This is a genomic window from Metalysinibacillus jejuensis, from assembly GCF_003057615.1.
Lineage (GTDB): Bacteria > Bacillota > Bacilli > Bacillales_A > Planococcaceae > Metalysinibacillus > Metalysinibacillus jejuensis.
This window is the reverse complement of the sequence record NZ_QAFW01000026.1, coordinates 1-22893: the sequence shown is the minus strand read 5'-3', so window position 1 is coordinate 22893 and position 22893 is coordinate 1. Positions and strand designations below refer to the sequence as shown.

14 protein-coding genes are annotated in these 22893 nt (G+C 39.1%); 1 reads left to right on the top strand and 13 read right to left on the bottom strand.

Annotated elements, in window-relative coordinates; translation table 11 throughout:
* Positions 1-20: 20 nt before the first annotated feature.
* From DDE80_RS09175 to DDE80_RS09150, 6 genes are all read right to left on the bottom strand, one after another.
* A complete protein-coding gene (locus DDE80_RS09175) occupies positions 21-887 on the bottom strand; it encodes a tyrosine-type recombinase/integrase (RefSeq protein WP_108307363.1) in 867 nt (288 codons plus the stop codon).
* Positions 888-1222: 335 nt separating this feature from the next.
* Positions 1223-1531: a hypothetical protein gene (locus DDE80_RS09170; RefSeq protein WP_108307362.1), complete on the bottom strand. Its 309-nt coding sequence runs from the start codon at positions 1529-1531 to the stop codon at positions 1223-1225.
* The gene (locus DDE80_RS09165) at positions 1524-2045 is read right to left on the bottom strand and encodes a JAB domain-containing protein (RefSeq protein WP_108307361.1); all 522 of its coding nucleotides are present in this window, start codon (positions 2043-2045) and stop codon (positions 1524-1526) included. Before DDE80_RS09165 ends, DDE80_RS09170 begins: the two co-directional genes overlap by 8 nt.
* A 238-nt stretch (positions 2046-2283) precedes the next feature.
* On the bottom strand, positions 2284-2745 hold the full coding sequence (locus DDE80_RS09160) for a hypothetical protein (protein ID WP_108307360.1): 462 nt from the start codon (positions 2743-2745) through the stop codon (positions 2284-2286).
* Between the two features lie 117 nt (positions 2746-2862).
* Positions 2863-3108, bottom strand: a complete 246-nt coding sequence (locus DDE80_RS09155) for a hypothetical protein (RefSeq protein WP_108307359.1) — start codon at positions 3106-3108, stop codon at positions 2863-2865.
* A gap of 779 nt (positions 3109-3887) precedes the next feature.
* The gene (locus DDE80_RS09150) at positions 3888-8015 is read right to left on the bottom strand and encodes a beta strand repeat-containing protein (RefSeq protein ID WP_108307358.1); all 4128 of its coding nucleotides are present in this window, start codon (positions 8013-8015) and stop codon (positions 3888-3890) included.
* 88 nt (positions 8016-8103) lie between these two features.
* On the opposite strand from DDE80_RS09150, the gene DDE80_RS15045 reads away from it, so the two are divergent.
* The gene (locus tag DDE80_RS15045; RefSeq protein ID WP_153060887.1) at positions 8104-8388 is read left to right on the top strand and encodes a hypothetical protein; all 285 of its coding nucleotides are present in this window, start codon (positions 8104-8106) and stop codon (positions 8386-8388) included.
* A gap of 883 nt (positions 8389-9271) precedes the next feature.
* Here DDE80_RS15045 and DDE80_RS09145 read toward each other — a convergent pair.
* From DDE80_RS09145 to DDE80_RS09115, 7 genes are all read right to left on the bottom strand, one after another.
* On the bottom strand, positions 9272-9727 hold the full coding sequence (locus DDE80_RS09145; RefSeq protein WP_108307357.1) for a hypothetical protein: 456 nt from the start codon (positions 9725-9727) through the stop codon (positions 9272-9274).
* Positions 9728-9804: 77 nt separating this feature from the next.
* Positions 9805-13167, bottom strand: a complete 3363-nt coding sequence (locus DDE80_RS09140; RefSeq protein ID WP_108307356.1) for a hypothetical protein — start codon at positions 13165-13167, stop codon at positions 9805-9807.
* An 81-nt stretch (positions 13168-13248) separates the two neighbouring features.
* The gene (locus tag DDE80_RS09135) at positions 13249-16392 is read right to left on the bottom strand and encodes an S-layer homology domain-containing protein (protein ID WP_108307355.1); all 3144 of its coding nucleotides are present in this window, start codon (positions 16390-16392) and stop codon (positions 13249-13251) included.
* A gap of 483 nt (positions 16393-16875) precedes the next feature.
* Positions 16876-17598, bottom strand: a complete 723-nt coding sequence (locus tag DDE80_RS09130) for a WecB/TagA/CpsF family glycosyltransferase (protein ID WP_108307354.1) — start codon at positions 17596-17598, stop codon at positions 16876-16878.
* Positions 17595-18866, bottom strand: a complete 1272-nt coding sequence (locus DDE80_RS09125; RefSeq protein ID WP_108307353.1) for a nucleotide sugar dehydrogenase — start codon at positions 18864-18866, stop codon at positions 17595-17597. Before DDE80_RS09125 ends, DDE80_RS09130 begins: the two co-directional genes overlap by 4 nt.
* 136 nt (positions 18867-19002) lie before the next feature.
* Positions 19003-21711, bottom strand: coding sequence for an S-layer homology domain-containing protein (locus DDE80_RS09120; RefSeq protein ID WP_161952306.1), 2709 nt, complete (start codon positions 21709-21711; stop codon positions 19003-19005).
* A gap of 51 nt (positions 21712-21762) precedes the next feature.
* Positions 21763-22584 (bottom strand): flagellin N-terminal helical domain-containing protein, encoded by an 822-nt coding sequence (locus DDE80_RS09115; protein WP_108307351.1) that lies wholly within the window; start codon positions 22582-22584, stop codon positions 21763-21765.
* Positions 22585-22893: the final 309 nt, after the last annotated feature.

Genomic DNA, 22893 nt, shown 5'->3' with positions numbered 1-22893 from the left:
TGACAGGCATATTCACGACGTTACAATAAATCAAATGCCGCTTGTTTATCCTCTCGTGATGTTTGGATATACATTTTACTTGTCATATCTACACTATGATGCCCTAAGATCTTACTTACCGTGACAATAGGTACACCACGCTTTAATAATAACGTAGCACAGGTACGTCTAAATAAATGAGGATGTAGATGAAAGCCTACGGCTTTGCCTAAGTCAGCTAAGAAACGACGCACGGTATCACGATGAATGGCTGCCGCTCGTTCAGATACTAACACATAAGGACTATCAACATAGGGGGATCTTGCTCGTTCATGCGTTTGATAATGTAATAATTGAGCCATTACATCCTGCCGTAACACTAATTCTCGTTGTTTACCGCCTTTACCTGTGACAATAAGGGTACGTGTTATGGGATCAATTGCTTGCCATTGCAGTTGCACTAACTCTGAGACACGCATCGCTGTATACAATAATAAATAGACCATTAAGCGGTCACGTTCACGATACTTTGGCTTTTCTACTTCTGCTAATACAATAGCTACCTGCTCATCGGTTAAGACATCGACATGGTGTTCACTACCTGCTGCTAACTTCATACGATCGGTCTGTAAACGTACCGGGTTATCGGTTACAACGTGCTGTAACACTAAGTAATCTCCCCATACTTTCATACTGTTGACCTTCTTATTAATCGTGGTAATCTTATACTGTTGCTGTAACGTGTGTAAGTAGCGTAACCATTCGACACGACTAAATGCCGCATCCTTGGGTACTTCACCTCGTATTGCTTCATAAAATAACCGTACATCCGTCTGATAGGTGGTAATGGTCTGCGGTCGTTTTCCTTCTACATACAGCCATTCGCTAAACGTATCATACACATTCATTTTTATCTGCCTCCTAAAAAAATAACGTGGTACCTCTCCCTAAAGGAAAGGCACACGTTACATCATAATGTACTTAGTCATCCACCATCTCTTGTACAATAGCGGTTGCTACCGTAATAATCGTCGTTAAAATAATCTTTTCCCAGCCCATGTGTGTCACCTCCTTTTCCTAAGGTGAGCGCTAACGGTTATGTGCCCAAGATGCCATAAAACGCTGCGATTCACGTCAGTTATTAAATACCGTCGTGAGTTTATGAAGGGGATAATCACCACCTTTCCATGTGCTATATCAGTTTTTGTGGCAGGCAAAATGATAGACCAACTACTGGCGTGAGTTACCGTAAAGAACTGTCACGAGTTGGGCATAGGATCGCCTTGCCGTTCACATACCACCGCATTAAAGGCGCTAAGGCATATTCACTACGGTCAATCAAAAATAATTCAATTGTAAGGGCTGTCCCTTCAGGGACATAGGTAAAACTCCATGTAGTAAGTGGACTACTGAGTGAAGTCAGTAATGTCAGTGGAAAGATGGTATCATCAATCTCCTCAGCATAAAGCTGTAAGCATTCATATCCAATCATTCGTTCATCCACCGCATCATAACCGAGAGCTTCAAGTCCTGTTAAGAAGTAATCAAGCATGTAATAGCCCTCGCTCTCGTAATGACGTATAACGATCACCTTCACCAATAATAATATGGTCGATCACTTGAATACCGACATACTCCCCAACGTGATGCAAGCGGTGGGTTACTTCGATATCCTCTGGACTTGGTTCTGGGTTACCAGAAGGATGATTATGAAATACCATAATACTTGCGGCATTAGCTAAGATGGCAGGCTTAAATACTTCACGAGGATGGACGACACTCGCATTTAAACTTCCGATATGTGCGATGTTAATATGCGTCGGTTGATTCTTAACATTTAAACAAAGTACGACAAAGTGTTCACGGTCCACATCTCCTAGAAATTCTCGACAAAGCTCTGCCCCGTCACGTGGATTACGAATGGTACGGTTAGCATAATAAAGACTTGCTTCTTTAACTAACTTTACTGAAACAATCGCCACACGTTTACGAGGTTGTGGCAGGATTTCCTCTTTGACACCGATAGGTAATTGCAGTTGTTGCGTAGGTTGAATCGTAGTATACATAAAAAGCCCTCCTTCATATTTTTTAGGCAACATAAAAACGCTCATTCCCTTTAAGAGAATGAGCGCTATACGTTACCGATAGTTACTTGGCTTCATGATTATAATATATGCTTGAATCTTTCATTGTTACATTTTTCTCAGTGCTAAATCTAGAGGATGCTTTCTAATCTAAATAATCAGCTGTGGCTAACACTAACCTTATACCAGGCTTAATTGCCGAATCTATGATTTGGCAATATTATTGAATTTTCCAAGCTCCGTTCACATCTACTAGCTGCCAAACGTACGCAGCGTCCGCTTTTGTTGCTTTTGCTTTATCCTCTACCCAATAGACCTCTGCATGTGTATCATCAACTGCAACAGCTACAAGGTGCTTTAACATCTTCTCTACACTATCTGAATCCACTGGGAACTGCTCCTCAGCTGTTGTTGTTTCGCGGAAGTTGTTGAATTCCTCTTCCGTATTCGCTTTCGCTGGGTCTGCATAAAGTGCTACGAAATCATCATATGCACCTTCGTCAAAATACGCGATTTTAATGAACTGCTCCACCACATCAAAATGCGCCTCTGCCTGCTCGTTCTTTTGTTCCTCTTGCTCTAAAGTAATCGGTGCATCCTTTTCTACTTCCTCTTTATCATCCGAACAAGCGCCTAATAGTAACGCTGAGCTTAAGCCTAATGCTAATAAATATTTCTTCAAATTTATCAATCCTTTCCTATCCTCATTTTAATATGTTTGGTTATTTAAACCAAGTAAAAGAAAGCCATAAACAAGATTTCTCCCATTCATGACTTTTGAGTTCAATATAGCAATTTATTAATATATTGGCATTACTAGAGGGATTTGCTTATCTCTACATACACCTTCTTGCCAATTATAACAAACCTGTTTGTACATTTGTTCAGTTATAGGTGAGAATAGTTCCCCTCTATTTACTACAGAATTATACTCATTTCCGCATCTAGAACACACTAAAGATAAAAATGTATTCATTTCTGCCACAAGCAATTCTGGCATACCACTACATTTGGGACAAGGAAGCAAATTAGTACATTCTTTCATAGTAAACTCCTTCAACTAAAAAATTCTGAGGCTATAGCGACATTAAATAAATCTCCTATGTAGAATTACTCAGACATAGGAGATTTTAAAATTAATCAATACGAATTTGAGAGATAAGTATTGAAAAGGTTCACTGACTGGGTTTCTTCGCTCCAGCTAGTTTTATCCTTCTCACATGTTACCATGCAAGTCCAAACGGCTAGCGATCAACACTACTACAAACCCGCTGCCATCTCATACACTTCACTGGCACGACCTTGCCTCTTTGCATGAGACTTCAAACGTTCCGTTAGATTGCTCCCTACTTTTAATGACCTTAGGCTCCCACTATCCTATTTGTAAAGCACCTGTTTAACAGTTCCTAAATTGTGCAGACACCCTCATTACTATTGAAAATAATCGGCACATGAATGAACTCCTAGCTTCGCTTTTACACATTCATACGTACCATTCGCAGCTTACGTGGATTCGTCTACCTAGCCATAGCCATTTTTCATGGAACCCCGCATTGGACTCTCACCAATTACGACTTCACCTGACTTCGCCCCTTTGTGATTGGTCGTCACGCACTGGACGCAGGAGGATTAGGCTCATGAGCAGTTTGGAACTGTTGCCCATGAATAGGAATTACACCTATTAATACGCTCTAACAGTTAGAAAAAAGCCTTGTGAGCTTTCAAACAAATGTAGAATTCCGAGAAAATCTAAGTTGTTCTAAGTCACAAGACTAAGTTCCACTCACTTCGCTAGTAAACTAGCTTATAGAGTAACGTTTCGTTTTATTGTTTAGCAGTTACTTCTTTTGTAACACCTTTGCCATCAATAACAATCGTTTTATCATCTTTAGTACCAGCACCAACTGCTAAACCATCAGCAATCTTATCAGTACCACCTGTTAAAGTATAGAAATGATCATGCTCACCTAAAGTAGTAAATGTATTAGCTGAGAATAAAGATTTTAATTGTGCTTCTGTTGAAGTAGTTGTAATCACTCCAGAATTAGCTACATCAACTAATAAAATACCAGTTGTCATTCCAGAGAATTCATTACCTGAAATTGTAGAATCAGCTAATTTAGCTACTTCTAAGTTAATACCACCTACAGTAAATTTGTTACCTGTAGCAACTAATTTACCTTGACCATAAATACTAACATCACTGAAGCCTTTAATAATTGAATCTTTTACTGTTAACTCAGAACCTGGTGCTGAAACAATACCGTAAGTGCCTGTAGCTGTTGTTAATTCTAAGTTGTTTACAGTAACTTTAGCAGGACTATTTACTTGGATACCAATTGATTGTGCAGTTATAATTACTTTACCGTCAGTACCGTTGATTGTTAAATCACGTGCAACTGTTAAAGTTGAAGATAATGTAACAGCTTCTGTAAAGTTAATAGTTTTTACAGTTGTATCATCAGTAATAACTGATTGTAATGCTGTTAAATCTTCAGTCGCTGCTACATTTACAGCTGTTACCTTAGCTAGACGATCAGCTAATTCTGCTTTAGCTACAGGAGTTGCATCACTTGCACCACTTATTACAGCAGTTTTAGCTGCTGCGTAATTTGTTACTGTTGGTGAAGCTTCTAAAGTAGATAGCGCTGTTAATGCTGCTGCGTAGTTTGATGTGATTGTAGCAGTTACGCCAGAACCAATTACTTTTGAAGCGTCAAGTTTGTTACCAACTTCATCTAGGATTTCGAATGTATCACCTGTTGGAGCTACTACTGTTAATACAGGAGTACCAGAAACAACTGGTGTAGATAATGTTAATACAACTGTTTTGCTATCTTTTACATCAACTGCTGCAATTGTGTTTGCATTATCTTTAATTGCAAAGTCTTCTTTACCCACTGTTGAAGCTACGATATTTCTTGCAAATGTTAATTCGATTTCATTCGCAGAAGTTTGTACTGCAGTAATTGCAGTTTCAAATGCTGGTACGCTTGTAACTACTTTAGTAGAAACTGTTGTTTCAGCAATTGGGTTAGCTGCTGCATCACGGATATTCTTAACAGTTACAGAAACTGTTTGATCTTTTAATAATTGAGTTGTAGTAGGTAAAGTGATAGTTACTTTTTTACCGTTAACAACTGGAGTGTAATTATTAGCGCCTGCAGCTGTTTTAGCAGGTACTACTGTTCCACCAACTGTTACTACATAGTTCTCAGGGTTTGTAGAAACTGCATTGTTAGCAATCGTTTCATTAAATGTTAATGTAATGCTGTCATCACCTGCTACAGCTGTTGCTACGATAGGCGTTTCTGAATCAAATTCTGGTGCTTGTAAGTCAGATACTGGAGCAGTTACTGGACCGCTTACTACTTGACCAGCTAAGTTTTGAACACCTGTTACTGTTTGAGTTTTTGCTGCAAGGTCAACGATTACAGATGTACCAGCTGATACTGATGCTGGGAATGTTAATGTTACAGTTGCTTGTTTCTTCGTTGCATCGAAGTTGTAAGTAGCACCTGTTGGATTAACTCCACCGATTGAGTAGTTCGCTACTGCTTGAGCAGTTGTTGCATTTAATGCCTCATCAAATGTTAATGTAACCGTAGTAATACCATTATTAACTGTTGCTACACCCGTTGGAGCTGAGAAAGTACCTACTACTGTTGGCGCTGTTGTAGAAGCTGTTGCTTTAGTTGTATCTAAAGTTTGACCTTCTTTTAAGCCCGTAATGTTTGCAACCGTTAATTTATATTGAGTTGCTGCTTGTAAGTTTACAGAACCTAATTTAATTGTTGCTTCAGTTTGAGCAGCATTTAAAGTAACTGTTGCATCAGTTAATGCTACTGGTAAATTCACTTTGTCCGTTGCATCTGCTGCTGCGTTTGGATTGAATGTGAATAATTTGTAGTTAGCAATCGCTTCTGCAGTTGCTTTATTAACTGGATTGTCAAATTTAACAACGATTGTATCTTCACCATTTTTCACGATGTTGAATTCAGTAGTGTTTTGTACAGCTACTTTACCAGATACTTCAGTATCTACACCTGTGAATGAAATTGCTGGAGTAGTTGCTAATGTGTTACCTGCTGCGTCTTTAATTGCACCTAACGTTAATGTGTAAGGAGCATTTTTAGCTTGTGCAGCTGTTGTTACTAATACAGATTTACCATCGTTTAATAAAGTTACTTTTTCAACAGCTAATGCTGCTTCTTTTGCATCTTTAATTACGAAGTTTGCTGCTGTTACTGATGCTGAATCTAACACTTCTGAGAACTTAACTACGAAGTTCTTAGCATCTTGTTCAAAAATACCCGCACTTGCAGGAGTACTTCCATCGTTATTAGTTCCACTAGTAACTACAGTTGGTTTCACGTAGTCTTTCACATCAAGAACGATACCGTCTTTATGTGCAACTGCTACGTTATCTAAACCGTTGTCATCTTTAACTTGTTCTTTAGCGTAAGAAACTTTAATTTCTTTGCCATTTGTGTACCACTCAACTAATTTAGCTTCTGCTTTAGTTTTGTCCATAGAAGCAACATCTGTACCATCAGCTTGAACTTCTTTGTCTACTACAAATGCACCTTTAGTTGCGCTAGTTAAATCTGCTGTGTTTTTAACTTTTACGAAAGTTACACCATCAGCTGATAATAATAGAATTGCATTGCTTGCAGTTGCTGAAACTTTTTCAGAGAATTCTGCTTCGATTTCAATTGTTTCTGTACCACCATTATTAGTGTGGTATAAAGTTACCGCTTTTGTTGTTGGAGCTGTTACGTCGGCAGTGTAAGCTACTGCTGTACCTGCTGCGTACTCAATTCCAGCATTACCTAATTTACCTTCTGTTTGGAATGCATTTTCATCAGCAAATACTTTTAATTTAGTTGTATCAACTGAATCATTTTCTAATACTGATACACCTGTAGTTAATTCTAATTCCCAAGTTGTTGCTGCAGTTTGGTCTGCTAATGCTGGTAAAGTTTCGCCATTTACTTTAGCACCCGCTACAGTAGCTAATGCTGTTGCAGAAGCACCTACTTTAATAGATCCTGCTGTAGCAATTTTAACTGGTTGATCGAATGTTACTGTTAATACGTTAGTTTCTTCATTGTAAGCTGCAGTTTGAATTGTTGCAGGTACTTTCTTTTCGATAGCTGCTTCAACAACTACTGATTTATCTGTACCAGCTGCGAATGCTTCTGCTGCTGCGTTTAATGTTAATTCGCCTTCGATTGCTTTAACAGCTGCTTTAGAAGCTGTACCTAGCTTAACTGTTACTGTGTTACCAGAACGAGTTAATACGTCAGCAGATGTTAATTTCACATCATTGATTGCTAATTTTGTTACATCAGCTACTGTTAAGTCTTTATCAAGAGTTACTACTAACTCTCCACGTTCAACATCGTATGCTGCTTTAATTACTTCTGGAGCCGCTACAGCAGCTACTTCTGCTGCTGTTGGTTTGAATGTTTCTTCAGTACCAACTAACATTTTGTTACCAGCTACGTCTTCTACTGCTGTTGCTAATGCTACTGAATAGTTAGCTACTGTTAAGTTATCAGTTAATACTAAAGTTGCTGATTTACCATCAGCGTTTAATACTGCTGAAGTTACAACATTTGGTGTTGAATCAGATAATTTATTTACAGTAAATGCACCTTTATTAACTGTTGTTTCTTTTAACGCTTCGTTAAATGCTACAACGATTGTTTTAGCACCTTTAACTGTTACACCAGTAATTTCTGGAGCTAAGAAGTCGAATGCTTTTTCTGCACCATTTACTGTTAATGTACCAGCTTTGCCATCTAATGACGCCACTGTTAATACGTATGTTTTACCTGTAACATCTGTTAAATCTTTAACAGCTTTTGTTACTGCTACTGCTGTACCGCCAACAGTTGCTTCAAATGCTTCTGCTGTTGCGTCTTCTGCTGGAGCTTCTGTTAACACTACAGTTACAGATGTTTCGTTAATCGCCTTTACAGATTCAACTGCAACTGCTTCTGCTGGCTCTTCGCCTTTAGCTGTTGCTACTGCTTTGTTTAAAGTTTTAACTGCTGCTGCGATTTCTTCTGCTGTAGCGTCTTCTGTTTCTGCTACTGCTTCAGCTTTGTCGATTGCTTCTTGTAAAGCTGCTTTTTTGTCAGCTTCTACTTCTTTAAGTGCTGCTTTAGCTTCGTCGATTGCTTTAGCAAGGTCTTCCTTAGTGCTATTCTCTGCTTATATTGAGTATTTACAGAAATTTAACGTAATATTAACAAAAAACAAGGAAATCATGTATTTTAGCACTATAACTATAGCTTGTGTCTTTGTAAAAAATTGAGTTGTACGTACAACTATAGTTTTTAACTTTTTAAGATAAAATACCTAGTCAATAGGTAAAAAAAAGCAATGCATTAACATTTTTGCTAAAATTTATTGTTTTTTATCGTTTCTTAGTAAATTCTGTAGACTCAATTTTCGCTTAGAGCCTACACCGTACGTGCGACTTTCACCGCATACGGCGTGTCATCAGTTGATTTTTGTCGCTAAAATTCTATTCTTTTTGCTTGCGCCAATGTAACTAGACATTGACCAAAAAAAATTAATTTTAGTAGCTTCTTACAAATACTTTGGGGAAATAATTGTAATTGCTTATCACTGACTAGATTCCTTCGCTCCCGATTGTTTTACCCTCTCCCTACATTACTGTAAGGATACATACGGCAATCGATCAACACTACTACGAACCTGCTGCCATTTTTTATACCTCACTGGCTCTAACAAGCCTCCGTATAAAAAACTTCAAACGTTCCATCATTTATATCCTTTTATTCATAACCTTAGGCTCCCACTCTCCACTATAAGGACATTACCGTTTAACAGTCTCAATTATTCGGTCATGCTACGCTACCATTTAAGATAGTGTGATATGTGTTGAACTCCTAGCAATACGCAACACATACTCGCTTATAATGCTTCTACATGGATTCGTTATCCTAGCCATAGTTATTTTTTGGAGCCCCGCCTCGATTTCTTTTCTGACGTTCGAGTACGACTTCACCTGACTTTACCCCTCAGCGCTGTTAGACGCTTCCTGGATACAGGAGGATTAGGCTCACGACTTTACTAGACTGTTAGCCGCGGCTCAGACTTGCACTGAGCATTTCTAAATGATAGTTAGAAGCAAATGATGCTTCCTTTCATTTCCTTAGCATTACTTTGGCTTACGCCGCTAAGTTATAGAAAAACGTTTCGTTTACCTTTTCTTCAGGAGTTTCGTCATTTGGAACTGCCTTGCCATCTTCAGAAATTGTACCTTCTTTAATATCTAAAGTATTTACATCTACAGCTTTATCTTTAAGAGATTCTAAAGCGCCTTCTTTTGTATCATTGAATAACAATGCTTGTCCATAATCTTGTAAATCATAAACATCGCCATTGTCAGCCACTATATATTTAATGTCAGTATCTACAATAGTATCAAATAATAAAGCTGCACCATAGTTTTGGATATCTAACTCTACTAAAACATCATTAGCGTTTTTTACCACTACTTTAGTAATGTCTTTCGCTACTGCTTTTTCGTCTGCTGCTAATGCTACTGCTGAAGGCACTAAAGCTGAAGTAGCTAATGCTGCTGCCATTGAGTACTTAGCAATTTTCTTTAATTGTTTACCCATTTCTAATATACCACCTTTTTTTAAAGTAAATGCGGAGTAAAGTTACTCCGCATTATTATCTTATTTTAAGCCTATAGTTACTTAGAAGTAATTGTAGCTTGTTTTAAATCTTCTTCAAGTGTAGCTTTAGTGTAATCAATAACGATACTTTTATTATTACCGTCACCAATTAGTTCGTATTCTTGACCTTTAAATGTTAAAACATATTTACCTGTTGCACTTTTAAAGTCTGCAGGTAAATCTGTTTCTTTAAAGCCAACTACTAACTTATTTACATCAGTCATTTCTTTATGCAAGATAATTGAGCCTAGTTCTTCAACAGTTTTCACTTTTTCTTCACCTGCTACTTCTTCATCTTTAAGAGCTGCTACAGCGTCTTCAACTGCTTTTTTAGCTGCTGCTACTTCAGCTGATGTAGGCGTTGGTTTGTTTAAAGTTGCTTTCGCTTGAGCGATAGCATCTTCTAAAGCTTTAATTGAATCTTCTGTTTTACCTTCAGTAGTTTCAGGTTTTTCAGCATTAGCAATAGCCGCTGTTAAAGCGTCTTTTTCTGCTTGAGTAGCTCCAGGGTTTTGAGTTACATTACCTGTTAAGAAAGTGAATGATAAGTCATAGCTTAACACTTTACCTTCTTTAGATACGATGTTTTTAGCTAATGTAATAACGTTAGAGTTCTTTTCCTTACTATCGTTAGTTGCTAATGTACCTTTTGGTAATGAAATTACTACAGTTTTATCGTCACCTTCAGCTAAAGCGATTGTAGTAGAAACTGGTAGTTCTTTACCGTTTAACGTGTAGTTTTTAACGTTAGTAGCAGAGCCTAGGCCAGTAACTGATACTGCTTCAGTGTAAGTGATGAATACTTTGTCGCCTTCTTCACCTTTAACAGCGAAAGTAATGTTTGGTTCGTTTGTTGCGCTAGTCCATTTACCGTCACCAATTGCTTCGCCACCTTTTGGTGCAACTTGGAATTTACCATCTTTAGGTGCTTCTGTTGGATCTAAAGTGAATGCACGGTCAACTGTTGCAGCTGTGTTACCTACGTCATCAGAGATAGATTTAACAACTACTTTCCAGTCTAGTGAACCACCTGCGTCAACTAATTCTTGTGGGTTACGTACTTGTTTATCGTTAACTACGATTGCGTTATCGATATTTGACCACATAACATTAATTGTTTTATCAGTGAAGTCTGTATCTACATAACCATTCACTTTACCAGGGAATGTGTATGTTTTAGTAACGCCTGTAGTTGGATCAGTGTAAGTTCCTAAGAACTCAACTTGTGTTACAGGTAATTGTGTACCTTGTTGTTGTGCTAATGTCGGTTCACCAGAACTATCTGGGAAGCCTGCTAATTTAACTGGCTCTGACATTTCAACTTCAAAGTGTTCAACTACTGAGCGACCGCTATTAGCAGCTGCTTTGTTTTTGATAGCTACGATATCATTAATTACTGGGCTGACGATATCTGGAGTAGCTAAAGCTGTATCTTTAGAGTTAATTGTAGTTAGATGTAAGTCGATTTCTTTTTCGTTATATTTACCGTTAGAAGCTGTCATTAATGTTTCAGCTGGTACGTATAGACGGAAAGTATCGTTATAGTAGTTATTTTTCGTGTTTTTCGTGTCGTAAATTGTTGTCCAGTCTTCAGTTAACTCAATTTTAAATTCGTTAGTCGGGTTACCTTTTGCGTCTTTACCACGTGTTACGTTGTATGTTGCTTTTTTGCCACCGAAGTTGTGGTCTCCAACATTTACCCAAACACCTAGCTTGCCATTTTCGTCTTTCTTGTTAGGATCCCAAACTTGGAATTGTACAGACTCTGCAAATGATTTGCCGCCTTTAAATTCGAAGTCTTTATCAACGTCAACGCGGAATTGCTCAGGTGAGTCAACATAGCGCGTTACAACTGCTTGTTGGTTATCAGTTGGTACAACAAATTCAAGAACTTGTGTAGTACCTACGTTTTTAGGATCTGTTAATGCAGCGAAGTCTTTGATTGTAGATACTTCTAGTGCGTGTGTACCTGAAGCAAAGTAACCTGCTGGATATTTATAAACTTCAACGCCATCTTTGTTTTTGATTTTTTCTGGCTCTTGGTAGTTTTTGTTTAATGTAATTGTTGCGATATGACGCGTATCTACCCATGCACCGTTTACATACTCAACATCACCGAATTTAACATCGAATGTGTCTTCTTTGAAGCGTGCATCAATAATGAAGTCTGCACTATGAGTTGCTTCTGAGAATGTAGCTGTGATTTCACGTGGGCTTACATAGTCAACGCTTGTTACGTTAGCAACACGAGCATCTGCTAATTTGAATGTTGCACGTGAAGGTTTTTTAACTTCGTTTACAGCATCTGTGTAAGATACGTATACGTCTTTGTTATCCGTTAAAACATTGCTAACTCCGCCTACTTCTTTTTCAAGAATTACTACAGCGTTTTTCTTGTTTTTAGGATCAATTGTAATAGCGCGAATTGCTTTTTTCTCAGCAGTGTTGTACATTGCTTGGTCAATTTCTACGTTGTTACGTAGTACTGGCTCACCGTTAACAAGGCGTAGACCTTGACGGTTAGCATCTAATTCGTAGAAGTCAGCTAATGTCATTTCTTCGTCAAATGTTAAAGTAACGCGGTCAGCTTGGTTAGAGTTAGCTGCTACTACAGATTTAAGTTTTACAACTTCACCTGCTGAACCAGCACCTGCTGGTACGAAAGTAATGTTTTTCGTAGCAACGATTTTACCGATAAGATCTTTGTAGTTATCTTCTGCTTCGATGATTTGCGCATCGATTTTAGCAACTGTTTCGTTAGCTAAGAACTCAGAACGTAAAATAACTTGACCTGTACCATGTTGCATAGTTAAACGTTTTTGAGATAAGAAACCGTAAGTAGAGTTAAGATCTAATACTACGTTGTTAGCTTCTTTATCTAATTCGCCGTTTTTGTCAAGAAGGTTGAATGTAACAACTTGTGTAGTTACACCGTCTGCAATGATTTTATCTTCAGTAATAATTTGTAGGTTTTGTGGAGCTGTAATTGGCGGTTTAACTTCTGCGCCTTCTACTACTACTTTACCGTTTACTACTTCACCAGGTTTAACTTGGTCTTTAACTGGTGTTTCAGCTTCTGTTAATAATTCTACTGCTTTAGCAGTGTCACCATTAGATGCTGTTAATGCCGCGTTGTAGTCAGCCATTTTGTAAGTTTCACCGTTTGCTAATTGCACGTGTGAAGGTGCTACTTTAAGTGCTCCAACTGTTAATGCTGCGTTATAGTCGCCCATTGGTAATGAAGCAAGACCGTTTTCTGTTGTAAATACAACGTGAGAAATTTTAACAGCTTCTGTAGGAGCTGCTGATGCTGCAACCGGTACGATTGCTGATGCTGCTAATACAGCTGCTGTGCTTAATGCAGTAACTTTTTTACTCATTAATTTATACCACCTTATTATTTTTAATGTAAATACTGAGAAAGGTAGTACCTCTCTCAGTATGATTTTTTAAAGAATGAATTATTTTACAGAAACGTTAAGTTCAGCTACTTCTGCTTCTTTTAATACAGCTGGAAGTGTAGCGAAGATTACAGTTTTGTCGTATTTGTTAACGATTAAGTCATATTTTTGACCTTTGTATTCGATAACTAATGCTTTACCTTCGAATTGAGCTGGAAGATCAGCTAATTTGAAGCTTACGTTTGTAGAACGCTCGATATCATTTACAACGATGTTGTGTGTGATTTCTGATACTTTCACTGTTTCACCTTCTGTTGGTTGTTCTGGATCAGTTGGCTCTGTTGGGTCTGGATCTACTGTAGAAGTTCCGCCTTTAACAAGACCAATGATTTTTTGAGTTTCTACTTTGTTGCTTGAACCATCTTGTAAGTAGAATGAGTTACCTTGGCTGTACTCAACAGTTACTTTAGTTAAGTCAGTGCTGTTAATCCAGTAAGCTTCTTTAAACTCGATAGTTGCAATGTTACCTGAGAAGCTTGCTTTAACACCTTCAGTAGCGTTTTCGCCTTTGTCGCTGAAGAATAGGCTAGCAAGTTCTGCTGTAGAACCTTCAGTTTTAACGTTCTCAGAGAATGTTAATTTAGCACCTTTACCAGCGTTACCGATAGTTGTCGCTTCTGCACCTACTAATACTGGAGCAGCGTTGTCAATCATATCTTTAGCATCACGGATTTGTTTAGCTGTGATTACTGGGTTACCAACTTTACCTGTTTCGTTAGTGAATACATCTTTAGCGATTGTGAAGTTAGCTGCATCGATAGACGTTGGGAACTTAACGCCTTCTTTAGCTGTAATTGTTAACGTTTTACCGCTAATTTCTACAGAGAAGAAGCCTGAACCGCTAACGTTTTTCGATAATTTGCCGTCAAAGATATCAGAACGGTTAGCAACGTAAGCGTCGATTTGGATGTCGCTTGCTTCGATGTTACCTTTGATGTTTTCTTTGAAGTCGATTTCGATTTTTTCAGCTGATTGTAGACGAGCTTCGTCAACGATTGGGTGAGCAACAACAACACCTGAAGTAGATGCTACTAATTTGTCTTTGTTTGTTGCTTTAGCTGTAGTATCGAATGAGTCAGTTGTTACTTTACCAGCTTTGATTTCGATATCGTATGATTTGTCGCCACGTACTGCTAAGTTACCTTTGTCAGCGTTGTGGAATTTGTTCATACCTTCGATGATGATTGACTTACCAGTTTCGTCGCCACCGTAGTATTTAATATCATTAATTGATACATCTTTAAGTTTGTACTCATCGCGTTTGTCGAATAATTGGATAGAGTTAACTAAAGTAGAATCAATTACTGGAACTTGGTCGAATGTTAAGATTAAGTCAGCTTGTGCATTGTTCTTAGCGTTAGCTTCGATTTTTGCAGAAAGTTCTTTAATAGAAACGTTCTCTTGAGCTTTAGCTTCAAGACCAGTTGTAGATTTGTTCATAGCATTTACAAAGATACCGTTTTTAACAACGTTAGCAGGCATATCAACTTTGTAAGTTGTACCTTTGTCTAATTTGTTGTCTGAATCTGTATCTAATTTTAATACTAATGTGTTAGTTGTACCTGATTTAAGTGTAGTATCAACTTTTTTAACATTAACTGTTTTACCAGTTGAAGTACGTACGTCAAGTTGAGCTGGGTTGATTGTAACGTTTTTACCATCGATATCTTGGTTAAATACGATTTCGATTGTGTTTTCGTTTACGATACGTGCAACTTTAGCTTCTGGGCTAGCTTCATCGATTGATGGAGTAGTTACTTTAATAGTACGTTCTGATTCTGATAATGTTTTGTTGTCATCAGTTTTAACTTTTTCAGATACTACTAATTTGTAAGTTTTACCTGCAGAAAGTTTAAGTTTTGAATCAACGCCTAGTTTGAATTCAACTTCTTCTTTATCGTTTAGGTCTACCCATTTACCTTCTTTATTGTTTTTCGTGTTTAAGAAGTCTTTAAGTGGTCCTAATTCTTTACCGCCTTCATCGAAAACTTTGTAGTTGTCTACAGTTAAAGCAGAATCTTTCATTTTAGTGCTGTAGTCTACGAAGATTTTGTCAGCTACTGCTGATACTTCGAATTCTGGTTTGTTAGCAGCTTCTTTAAGAACAGCTGGTCCGTAGTAGTGTTTAACATCTGCTACTTTGTTGTTAGGGCCGTCTAAAAGTGCTACGTAATATTTTTTACCTGACTCAAGTGCATCTTTAGTAGCTAAAGTGAACTCTGCAGTTTTACCGCTCTTGCTGAAGTTGATTTTCTCAGATTGTACAGTCGTGTTAGATTGTACTGAGTTACCTTCAGTGTATACAGCGAAGTATTTACCGTTTTTCTCTGCTTCACGGATGAAGTCTGCACTGATTTCTTTTTCGAATGTTACTTCTACTTTAGTGTCGTTAATTGCTTTAACGTCAGTGATACCATCTTTAACGATGCCTGGTGATGGGTTTGTTGGATCTTCGTCATTAACACCTGCTACTTCAAGTGCTACTGATAAGAATTTAGCGAATTGTGCACGCGTTACGTTTTCAGTTGGACGGAAGTTGTCAGTAACTGTAGTAATTTTAGCGTACTCAAGTGCTACGATGTTGTCGCGGTGAGCTTCGCCAGCTTTGTCTAAGTCTTTGATTTGTGACTCAAACTTGTTGTCGATAACTTGTTGCTTAAGATCTACATCGTAAGTGCTTTCTAACATACGTACTAATACAGTAGCCATATGTTGACGAGAGATGCTTGTTAACGGATCAAGTGTACCGTTTGTGTTACCGTTAAATACGCCAGCGTCTTTAACAACTGCTGCATATTTGATTAGGTCTTTGTCTGGCGTGCTTAATGGAACGTCAGTGAAACGCTCTTTAGTTGTCCAGTCAGTTGGGATTTCGTGTCCTGCAGATACTAATGTTTTACCTAACATTTTAACAACGTTAGAACGGCTTAATTGTGCAGCTGGTTTGAATGTACCATCTGGGTATCCGTTAATGATGTTTTTTTGTACTAGGTCATTAATATAAGGTGCGAACTCGCTATCCTTTTGAACGTCTTTAAAGTTTGTTTCTGCTGCTGAAGCAACAGGTACGATTGCTGATGCTACTAAAGTAGCTGTAGCAGCTGTTGCTACGAATTTTTGGTATTTCTTTGGTTGGTTAGCCATAGAAAAATTTCCTCCTCTTAAGTTCAAAAAATTATGTTTTGTTATGCATGCAAAAAGCGCGCATATTAAACAACTACACTAAAAGTATAGTAGTATGCCAAAAAGATGTCAATCTAATTTTGCTATTAAGGGGAGAGCCCCCTTTGCCCAAAGACAAAATGTAGATCGCTTTTCATCTATAGCCATTGTCAACGATATAGCATTATATTTCAAGCGAAATACAACAATATAATATTTTTGTAATTATTTTGTCATATTGCTTGCTATCACCGTCTCCTTACTTATTATATCGTTTAATCGCCTGAATTGTTTAATAAACTTTATGACAACTCTTCAACAAAACGAAAAAAGCTCAAGCATTTGCATGCTTGAGCTTTTTTCGCTTGGGCTACCAACCGATTCCTTGCAGGGAATTCTATATATTTATATAGAGGAAAATTTCCTATACACCGAAAGTTTAACACTAATTCGGCAAAAGGACAATCATTTTTTATCTTTTTGTTTTACAACCTCAAGTAAAAACTGCGGTAGAGCGAGCTGGCGCTTGATGCGAGACGGCTCTTTTACTAAACGATAGAACCACTCCATGCCCGCCTTTTGAAACGCTACAGGTGCGCGTTTAACGTTTCCCGCTAATACGTCAAATGAGCCACCTACACCTTGATATATAATAGGATGTAACTCATCGCGATTGGCGTTGATCCAGTTCTCTTGCTTTGGGCTGCCCATCGCTACAAATAAAATGTCCGGCTTCGCTTCGTTAATGTGTTGTTTAACGACCGCTTCGTCCTGCTCATAACCGTCCTGCACCCCAGCGACGATAATGCCCGGGTATAGCGCTTGTAGTTTAGCGCTCGCCGCTTCGGCCACGCCTGGCTTAGCGCCGTATAAAAACACCGACTTTTGCTGCTTGGCCGCTTCCTCACAAAGGCGCAGCATCATATCCACGCCCGTCACACGCGAGGTAATATCCCCCTTTTGCAGTTTTGACGCTAAAATTACGCCAATGCCGTCTGGGATTTGGATCTCCGCATCGTTTAATAAACGACGTAAGCTCGGATCGTGCTTCGCCTTCATAATTTTTTCAGGGTTAATTGCCACAACGAGCGATTTTTCGCGACGCGCAATGCGCGCAAACACATCTTCCATTAACTCATCATAATTTTGTGTGTTAACTAAAATACCGAGGACGCGCTCTTTTTTCATACGTTTTTTGCATCTCCTAATAAGTGATGGCTAAAGCCTGCTTGTTGCCACTTGTCGCGTGGTAGGCAGTTTTTTGTATCAAAGACGATGTTAGCACGCGCTTGTAATGTCTTTGGCTCTAATGCTTTAAATTCATTATGATCTGTTAAAACAACAATAATATCAGCTTGCGTTAACGCTTCATCAAGGTTTTGCGTTTGCGTCTCATGTTTATTCGTTGTGATATGTGGGTCATACGAAATAACGTTTAGCCCTAAGTTTTGTAACTCACGAATAACGTGCGTTGACGGGCTCTCGCGCATATCGTCTACATTACCTTTAAAGGCAAGACCGAGCACGGCTACCGTACCGCCTGCAATTTTTGCTTCATTTAATAGGCTTTGCGTTTTTTGTGCGGTAAATGCAGGCATGCCGTCATTTGTCGTGCGTGATAAGTGAATGATTTTTGCTTGCTCACCGCCAAGCTCTACTAAAAACCATGGGTCTACCGCGATGCAGTGACCGCCAACGCCAGGTCCTGGGAAGTGCACGTTAACGCGCGGGTGGTAATTGGCAAGTTTAATCGCCTCCCAAATGTTAACGTCAAGCTTCTCAGCAATTTGCGCTAGCTCATTCGCAAAAGCGATGTTAACGTCGCGGTACGTGTTTTCCATTACTTTAACGAGCTCAGCTGTCGTTGCGTCCGTTAAATGGATCGTACCTTCTACAAATGTTTCGTATAGCTCTTTTGTCATTTGCGCCGCTTGTGGTGTAACGCCACCGACAATGCGGTCGTTATGAATAAGCTCTTCAAAAATGCGACCCGGGATAACGCGTTCTGGCGAGTGTGCGACGTGGATGTCCGTCTCCACGTCTAAGCCTGTTTTACGCAGCTCTGGTAGCATCACGTCTTCTACTGTTTTTGGTGGTACGGTTGACTCTAAAATGACCAGATTGCCTTTTTTGACGAATGGTACGATAGAGGCTGTTGCTTGGCGTACGTACGCTAGGTTAGCGGTATGGTCGGCGTTGATTGGTGATGGCACGGCTACGATAAACACGTCCGCTTCGACAGGTGTTGTCGATGCCGTTAACAAGCCCTCATCCACTGCTTTATTTAAGCGCTCTTGCAAACCGTTTTCCTCAATGTGTAACTTTTTATTTTGGATACTCTCTACTGCCGCTTGGTTGACATCTACCCCGTGTACTTTTACGCCGTAGTTGGCAAACATCACAGCTGTCGGTAGACCGATATAGCCTAAGCCTACGACACAAATCGTTTTCGTCATGATATTTTCTTCCTTTCGTTCTCGTATGTCTTATTGATGTAGTATACAACTTTATCGCGGTAGTGTGAAGTAGCTGCACTACTACAAAAAACCACGAAGCGTATTGTGCTTACGCCTCGTGGTGCAATCAACGTGTTTATTTTTTCGTAAACGTTTGGTCTAATTGCAGTAAGTTACCTTTAACGTCTTTCACATCCTCAGCTTTAACGGTTATCGTAGGAGGGACGTTTTGGCTGTTTTGCATCTCAATTACGACTTTATCAGAACCCGGTGTATAGCTTGCTTTCATATTATTAGGGATGATAAAGCTATTTTCTGGTACTGTTAGTGCTTCAGAGAACGTTAGTGTTAATGCTTTATCTGTAAACTCTGCGTTCACTAAGTAAGGGCGCATATTTTCATTTAATAATACTTCACGCGCTGTCGTATCCATTTCTACGGCTGAGCCTTTCGCTTTAACGCCGCTCACACGTACTGTTACATTGCCTGATTTACTATTGCTATTTTGTTTTAATTTAACAATTGCTGTATCAGGAGCATCTGCTAACACATCTACACTTTCAATGACTGCATCGCTATCGACTAATGTGTAATTAGCCGTGTTGCGTGCACTTGCTGCATCAATCGGGCGGTTAAATTTCACAAGTACTGTGTCATTGTCTTTTACTGTCACACTATCTAGCTTTACTTTAATTGTAGACTGCGCTGTATCTTTACCACGCGTTAACGTAAAATCAATCGCTGTCTTTGGTGCTTCTTCTCCATAGAGACTACTAATACCGCTAACTGAGAACGTCCCTTTATACGTTAGCCCCTCATGATCATGACCATTAAATAAATCTGCTAATGAAATTAACACTTGGCGCGTGCCTTCTTTTTGCAAGTATGCACGTGAGCTATTAACAATTTCATGCGTTAATGAGCTACTATCAATAAATGAACCGCTGTAGCGTACAAAAGGTGCAGATTTTTTGTCTGTTTCACTGTCAGTATCAGTAATTGGTGTTAGGGCAATATCACGATCATACGTAATCGCATAATACTCGCGACCTTCTTTAAATAAAACTTCCTTTTTAACAATGCTAGGTACTGTACGGTCGATTGTCATCGTAGCTCCTACAGAGAAAGTTTCTAGACGTTCTCCTGATAAATCACGCACGACATAACCTGACTTCGGTGTAATAACTAAGTCGCCTTCCGCATGGTTCTTTAAAGTAATAACATAGGTGCTCTCGCTATCCTCTTTTAAGGTAATCGTTTGTACATCGTACGCTTCCTTACGTTTTTTCACGACAAAGCTATCTTGATCAGGCGTTAAAATTGGTTCAGAGAATGTAACTTCGATGAGGCGCGGTCCTGCTTGTTTAGCTTCAATTACATAAGGTGGCGTACCATCTTTCTTACCTTTTTTCACGCTAATACGTTTAAAGTCTTCGTCTGTTAAATTACCAGCTAAATCTTTCATTGACGAATAAATCGTAATTTGCTCTTCTGGCTCTACCCACACGTTATTTACATGCGCATGTGTTAAATCAGCATCTGCATATAACCCGTCTTCACTTAACTTGTACGTAATGCCTTTAACCTCTTCATTAGCGCTATTGCGTGCCGACAGTTCGCCGTATACTAAGTTTTTCATTGGCTCAGAGAAGTAGATGCGTGTTACTTTATGGTTTTTGTAAGCTGCCTCTACAATACGAGGTGCATACGTATCAGCTGCAAAACTTTCTTTTTTTGTATTCTTTGGCAATACTTCGCCCGCTTCATTTTGTACGTTTTCTAAAGTTACTTCATACTGGCCTAATAAATATCTTTCCATTGTAAAGATGAGCGTCTTTTTATCTTCGCTTAACGTTACAGTACGCACATTATTTGGCGTGTTAAATGCTAACTCTTTAAATGAAGCCTTTACTTGATCTGCACTTTTAGCAGCAAGTGGCTCATTAAACGTTACTGCATATTGCCCACCATTAATAGCCTCTTGCTTCACAATAGCTAAGTTAGGCTTTTCGTACTTTACTTTGACCGTATACGGTTTTTTATCAATGTAAATCGTAATTTCTTGCTCTTTATTTACAGGTAGTGGTGAAAGTAGCTCTACTGCAACAACACGTTTACTTTCAAACGTTACAGATAACTCTTGAGCCGATACTACTTTAACGCTCGCAATTTTATCTTCTTTTTGTGAAATTTTAGGGATCTCTTCTATTGTACGATTTAAAAACGAAGCAAATTGTCCACGTTTTACTGTGCCTGCTGGGTTATATTGTTTAACCTTTGTAATACCTACCGCTTCAAGCGCAATGATCGCTTCGCTTTGGTAAGCTTCTAAGTGTTTAATATCTGTAATTTCTGACTTAAAGCCTCGCTCTTTATACAAATCCGTTAAACTAATACCGTACACTTGCGTAACAGCACGTGTTAAAACGAGCGCCATGTTTTGGCGGTTCATCTGCCCGTTAAAGTTTAATTTATTATTGCTACCTTCGAATACTTTATTGTCCTTAACAAGCGCTGCATATTGAATTAATTCTTTATCATGTATGGTTAATGGTACATCATCAAAACGTTGCTTTGTCAGCGCATCTTCTGGGATTTTATAGCCGCGCTGTACGAGCCACTTTCCTAAAAATTTAACGACGTTCCCACGTGTTACTGTAGCATTTGGTTTAAATGTGCCATCAGGGTAGCCGCTAATAATCTTCATATCAGCTAAAGCTAAAATAGCTGCCTTATGGTCAACCGCTGTCTCAATGTCTTTAAAATTAGCGGCACTCGCAGCTGGTACTACAGCTGAGGCAACAAGTGCAGCAGTTGTAGCACTAACTAAAAATTTTTTGTTCATGGTATGCACCTCTTCTTTCGTTGTTATCTTCATATCGTACCATTTTTATACTTAGCCTAGCAAACGTAGCATGCCTTGCGCTTGTTGCATATGCATCGCTAAAACTTGCTGGCCGACTTGCGCTAAAATTTGCGCCTTAACCATCGCCATCATTTCTTTGGCAATGTCTACATCGCGAATGCGCGACTCCGCGTCTTGTAAGTTAATGGCGCTGTTTTCTGCCACATTGTACGCATGCTCTAGGCGATTTTGGTAAGCGCCGAGCTGTGCGCGATTGAGCGACACATTTTTTGTCGCTTCGTCTAATTTACTGAGCGCGGCATTTGCGCCGTCTCGTGTAGCAATCGACTCTGTGCTCAAGCCAATTCCTGCTAGGCTAGCATCACCAATTTTTATATCAATAGCTTGCCCGCTATTTGCGCCTACCTGAATTTTTAAGCCTTTATCTTGATAATCGCCATTTAGTAATGTGCGTGTATTAAATTCAGTATCTGTGGAAATACGATCAATTTCTTTTTTTAGCTCCTGAAACTCTAAATCAAGCATTTGGCGGTCCTCGTCAGTGTTCGTATCATTGGCGGCTTGCACCGCTAGCTCTCGCATACGCTGCACGATGGCGTGGGTTTCATTTAACGCCCCTTCTGCCGTCTGAATGAGTGATACGCCGTCCATAATATTTTTGCTCGCCATTTGTAAACCGCGAATTTGCCCGCGCATCTTTTCAGAAATCGCAAGCCCTGCTGCGTCATCTGCCGCACTATTAATGCGGTAACCCGAACTAAGGCGCAACATCGATTTACTCGCGGCGTTCCAGTTGCCGTTCATATGGTTGACAATTGACATCCCTGTCGCTGTCCAACTTCCTATACGCATAGTGGATCCCTCCTTATGTTAGTTATCGGCATAGCGCTGTTTTTGTATACAAAAAAGGCATCTCTTTTCTTCATTCGAAAAAAGATGCCTTTACGTTGTCATTTCCACGTTGTTAAACCTCCAGTTGTTTGGCTTGTACGAGCTCTTGAACTACCCCCACTTAACACCTTACGGGTTGTTTAAAGTGGGGGATTCCTACGAACTCCGTTCTATCGAACAGATATTTAGTAGGCTAACCCCGTAGCCCCTACGGTTAGAAGTCTTATCGCTTCATTTTTAATATTTTGTCCTGCGTTAATATCTCTATCG

Coding starts and splice junctions, on each gene's coding strand:
- DDE80_RS09175 (WP_108307363.1), bottom strand. CDS start 887: ATGAATGTGTATGATACGTTTAGCGAATGGCTGTATGTAGAAGGAAAA.
- DDE80_RS09170 (WP_108307362.1), bottom strand. CDS start 1,531: ATGCTTGATTACTTCTTAACAGGACTTGAAGCTCTCGGTTATGATGCG.
- DDE80_RS09165 (WP_108307361.1), bottom strand. CDS start 2,045: ATGTATACTACGATTCAACCTACGCAACAACTGCAATTACCTATCGGT.
- DDE80_RS09155 (WP_108307359.1), bottom strand. CDS start 3,108: ATGAAAGAATGTACTAATTTGCTTCCTTGTCCCAAATGTAGTGGTATG.
- DDE80_RS09145 (WP_108307357.1), bottom strand. CDS start 9,727: ATGGGTAAACAATTAAAGAAAATTGCTAAGTACTCAATGGCAGCAGCA.
- DDE80_RS09140 (WP_108307356.1), bottom strand. CDS start 13,167: ATGAGTAAAAAAGTTACTGCATTAAGCACAGCAGCTGTATTAGCAGCA.
- DDE80_RS09135 (WP_108307355.1), bottom strand. CDS start 16,392: ATGGCTAACCAACCAAAGAAATACCAAAAATTCGTAGCAACAGCTGCT.
- DDE80_RS09130 (WP_108307354.1), bottom strand. CDS start 17,598: ATGAAAAAAGAGCGCGTCCTCGGTATTTTAGTTAACACACAAAATTAT.
- DDE80_RS09125 (WP_108307353.1), bottom strand. CDS start 18,866: ATGACGAAAACGATTTGTGTCGTAGGCTTAGGCTATATCGGTCTACCG.
- DDE80_RS09120 (WP_161952306.1), bottom strand. CDS start 21,711: ATGAACAAAAAATTTTTAGTTAGTGCTACAACTGCTGCACTTGTTGCC.
- DDE80_RS09115 (WP_108307351.1), bottom strand. CDS start 22,584: ATGCGTATAGGAAGTTGGACAGCGACAGGGATGTCAATTGTCAACCAT.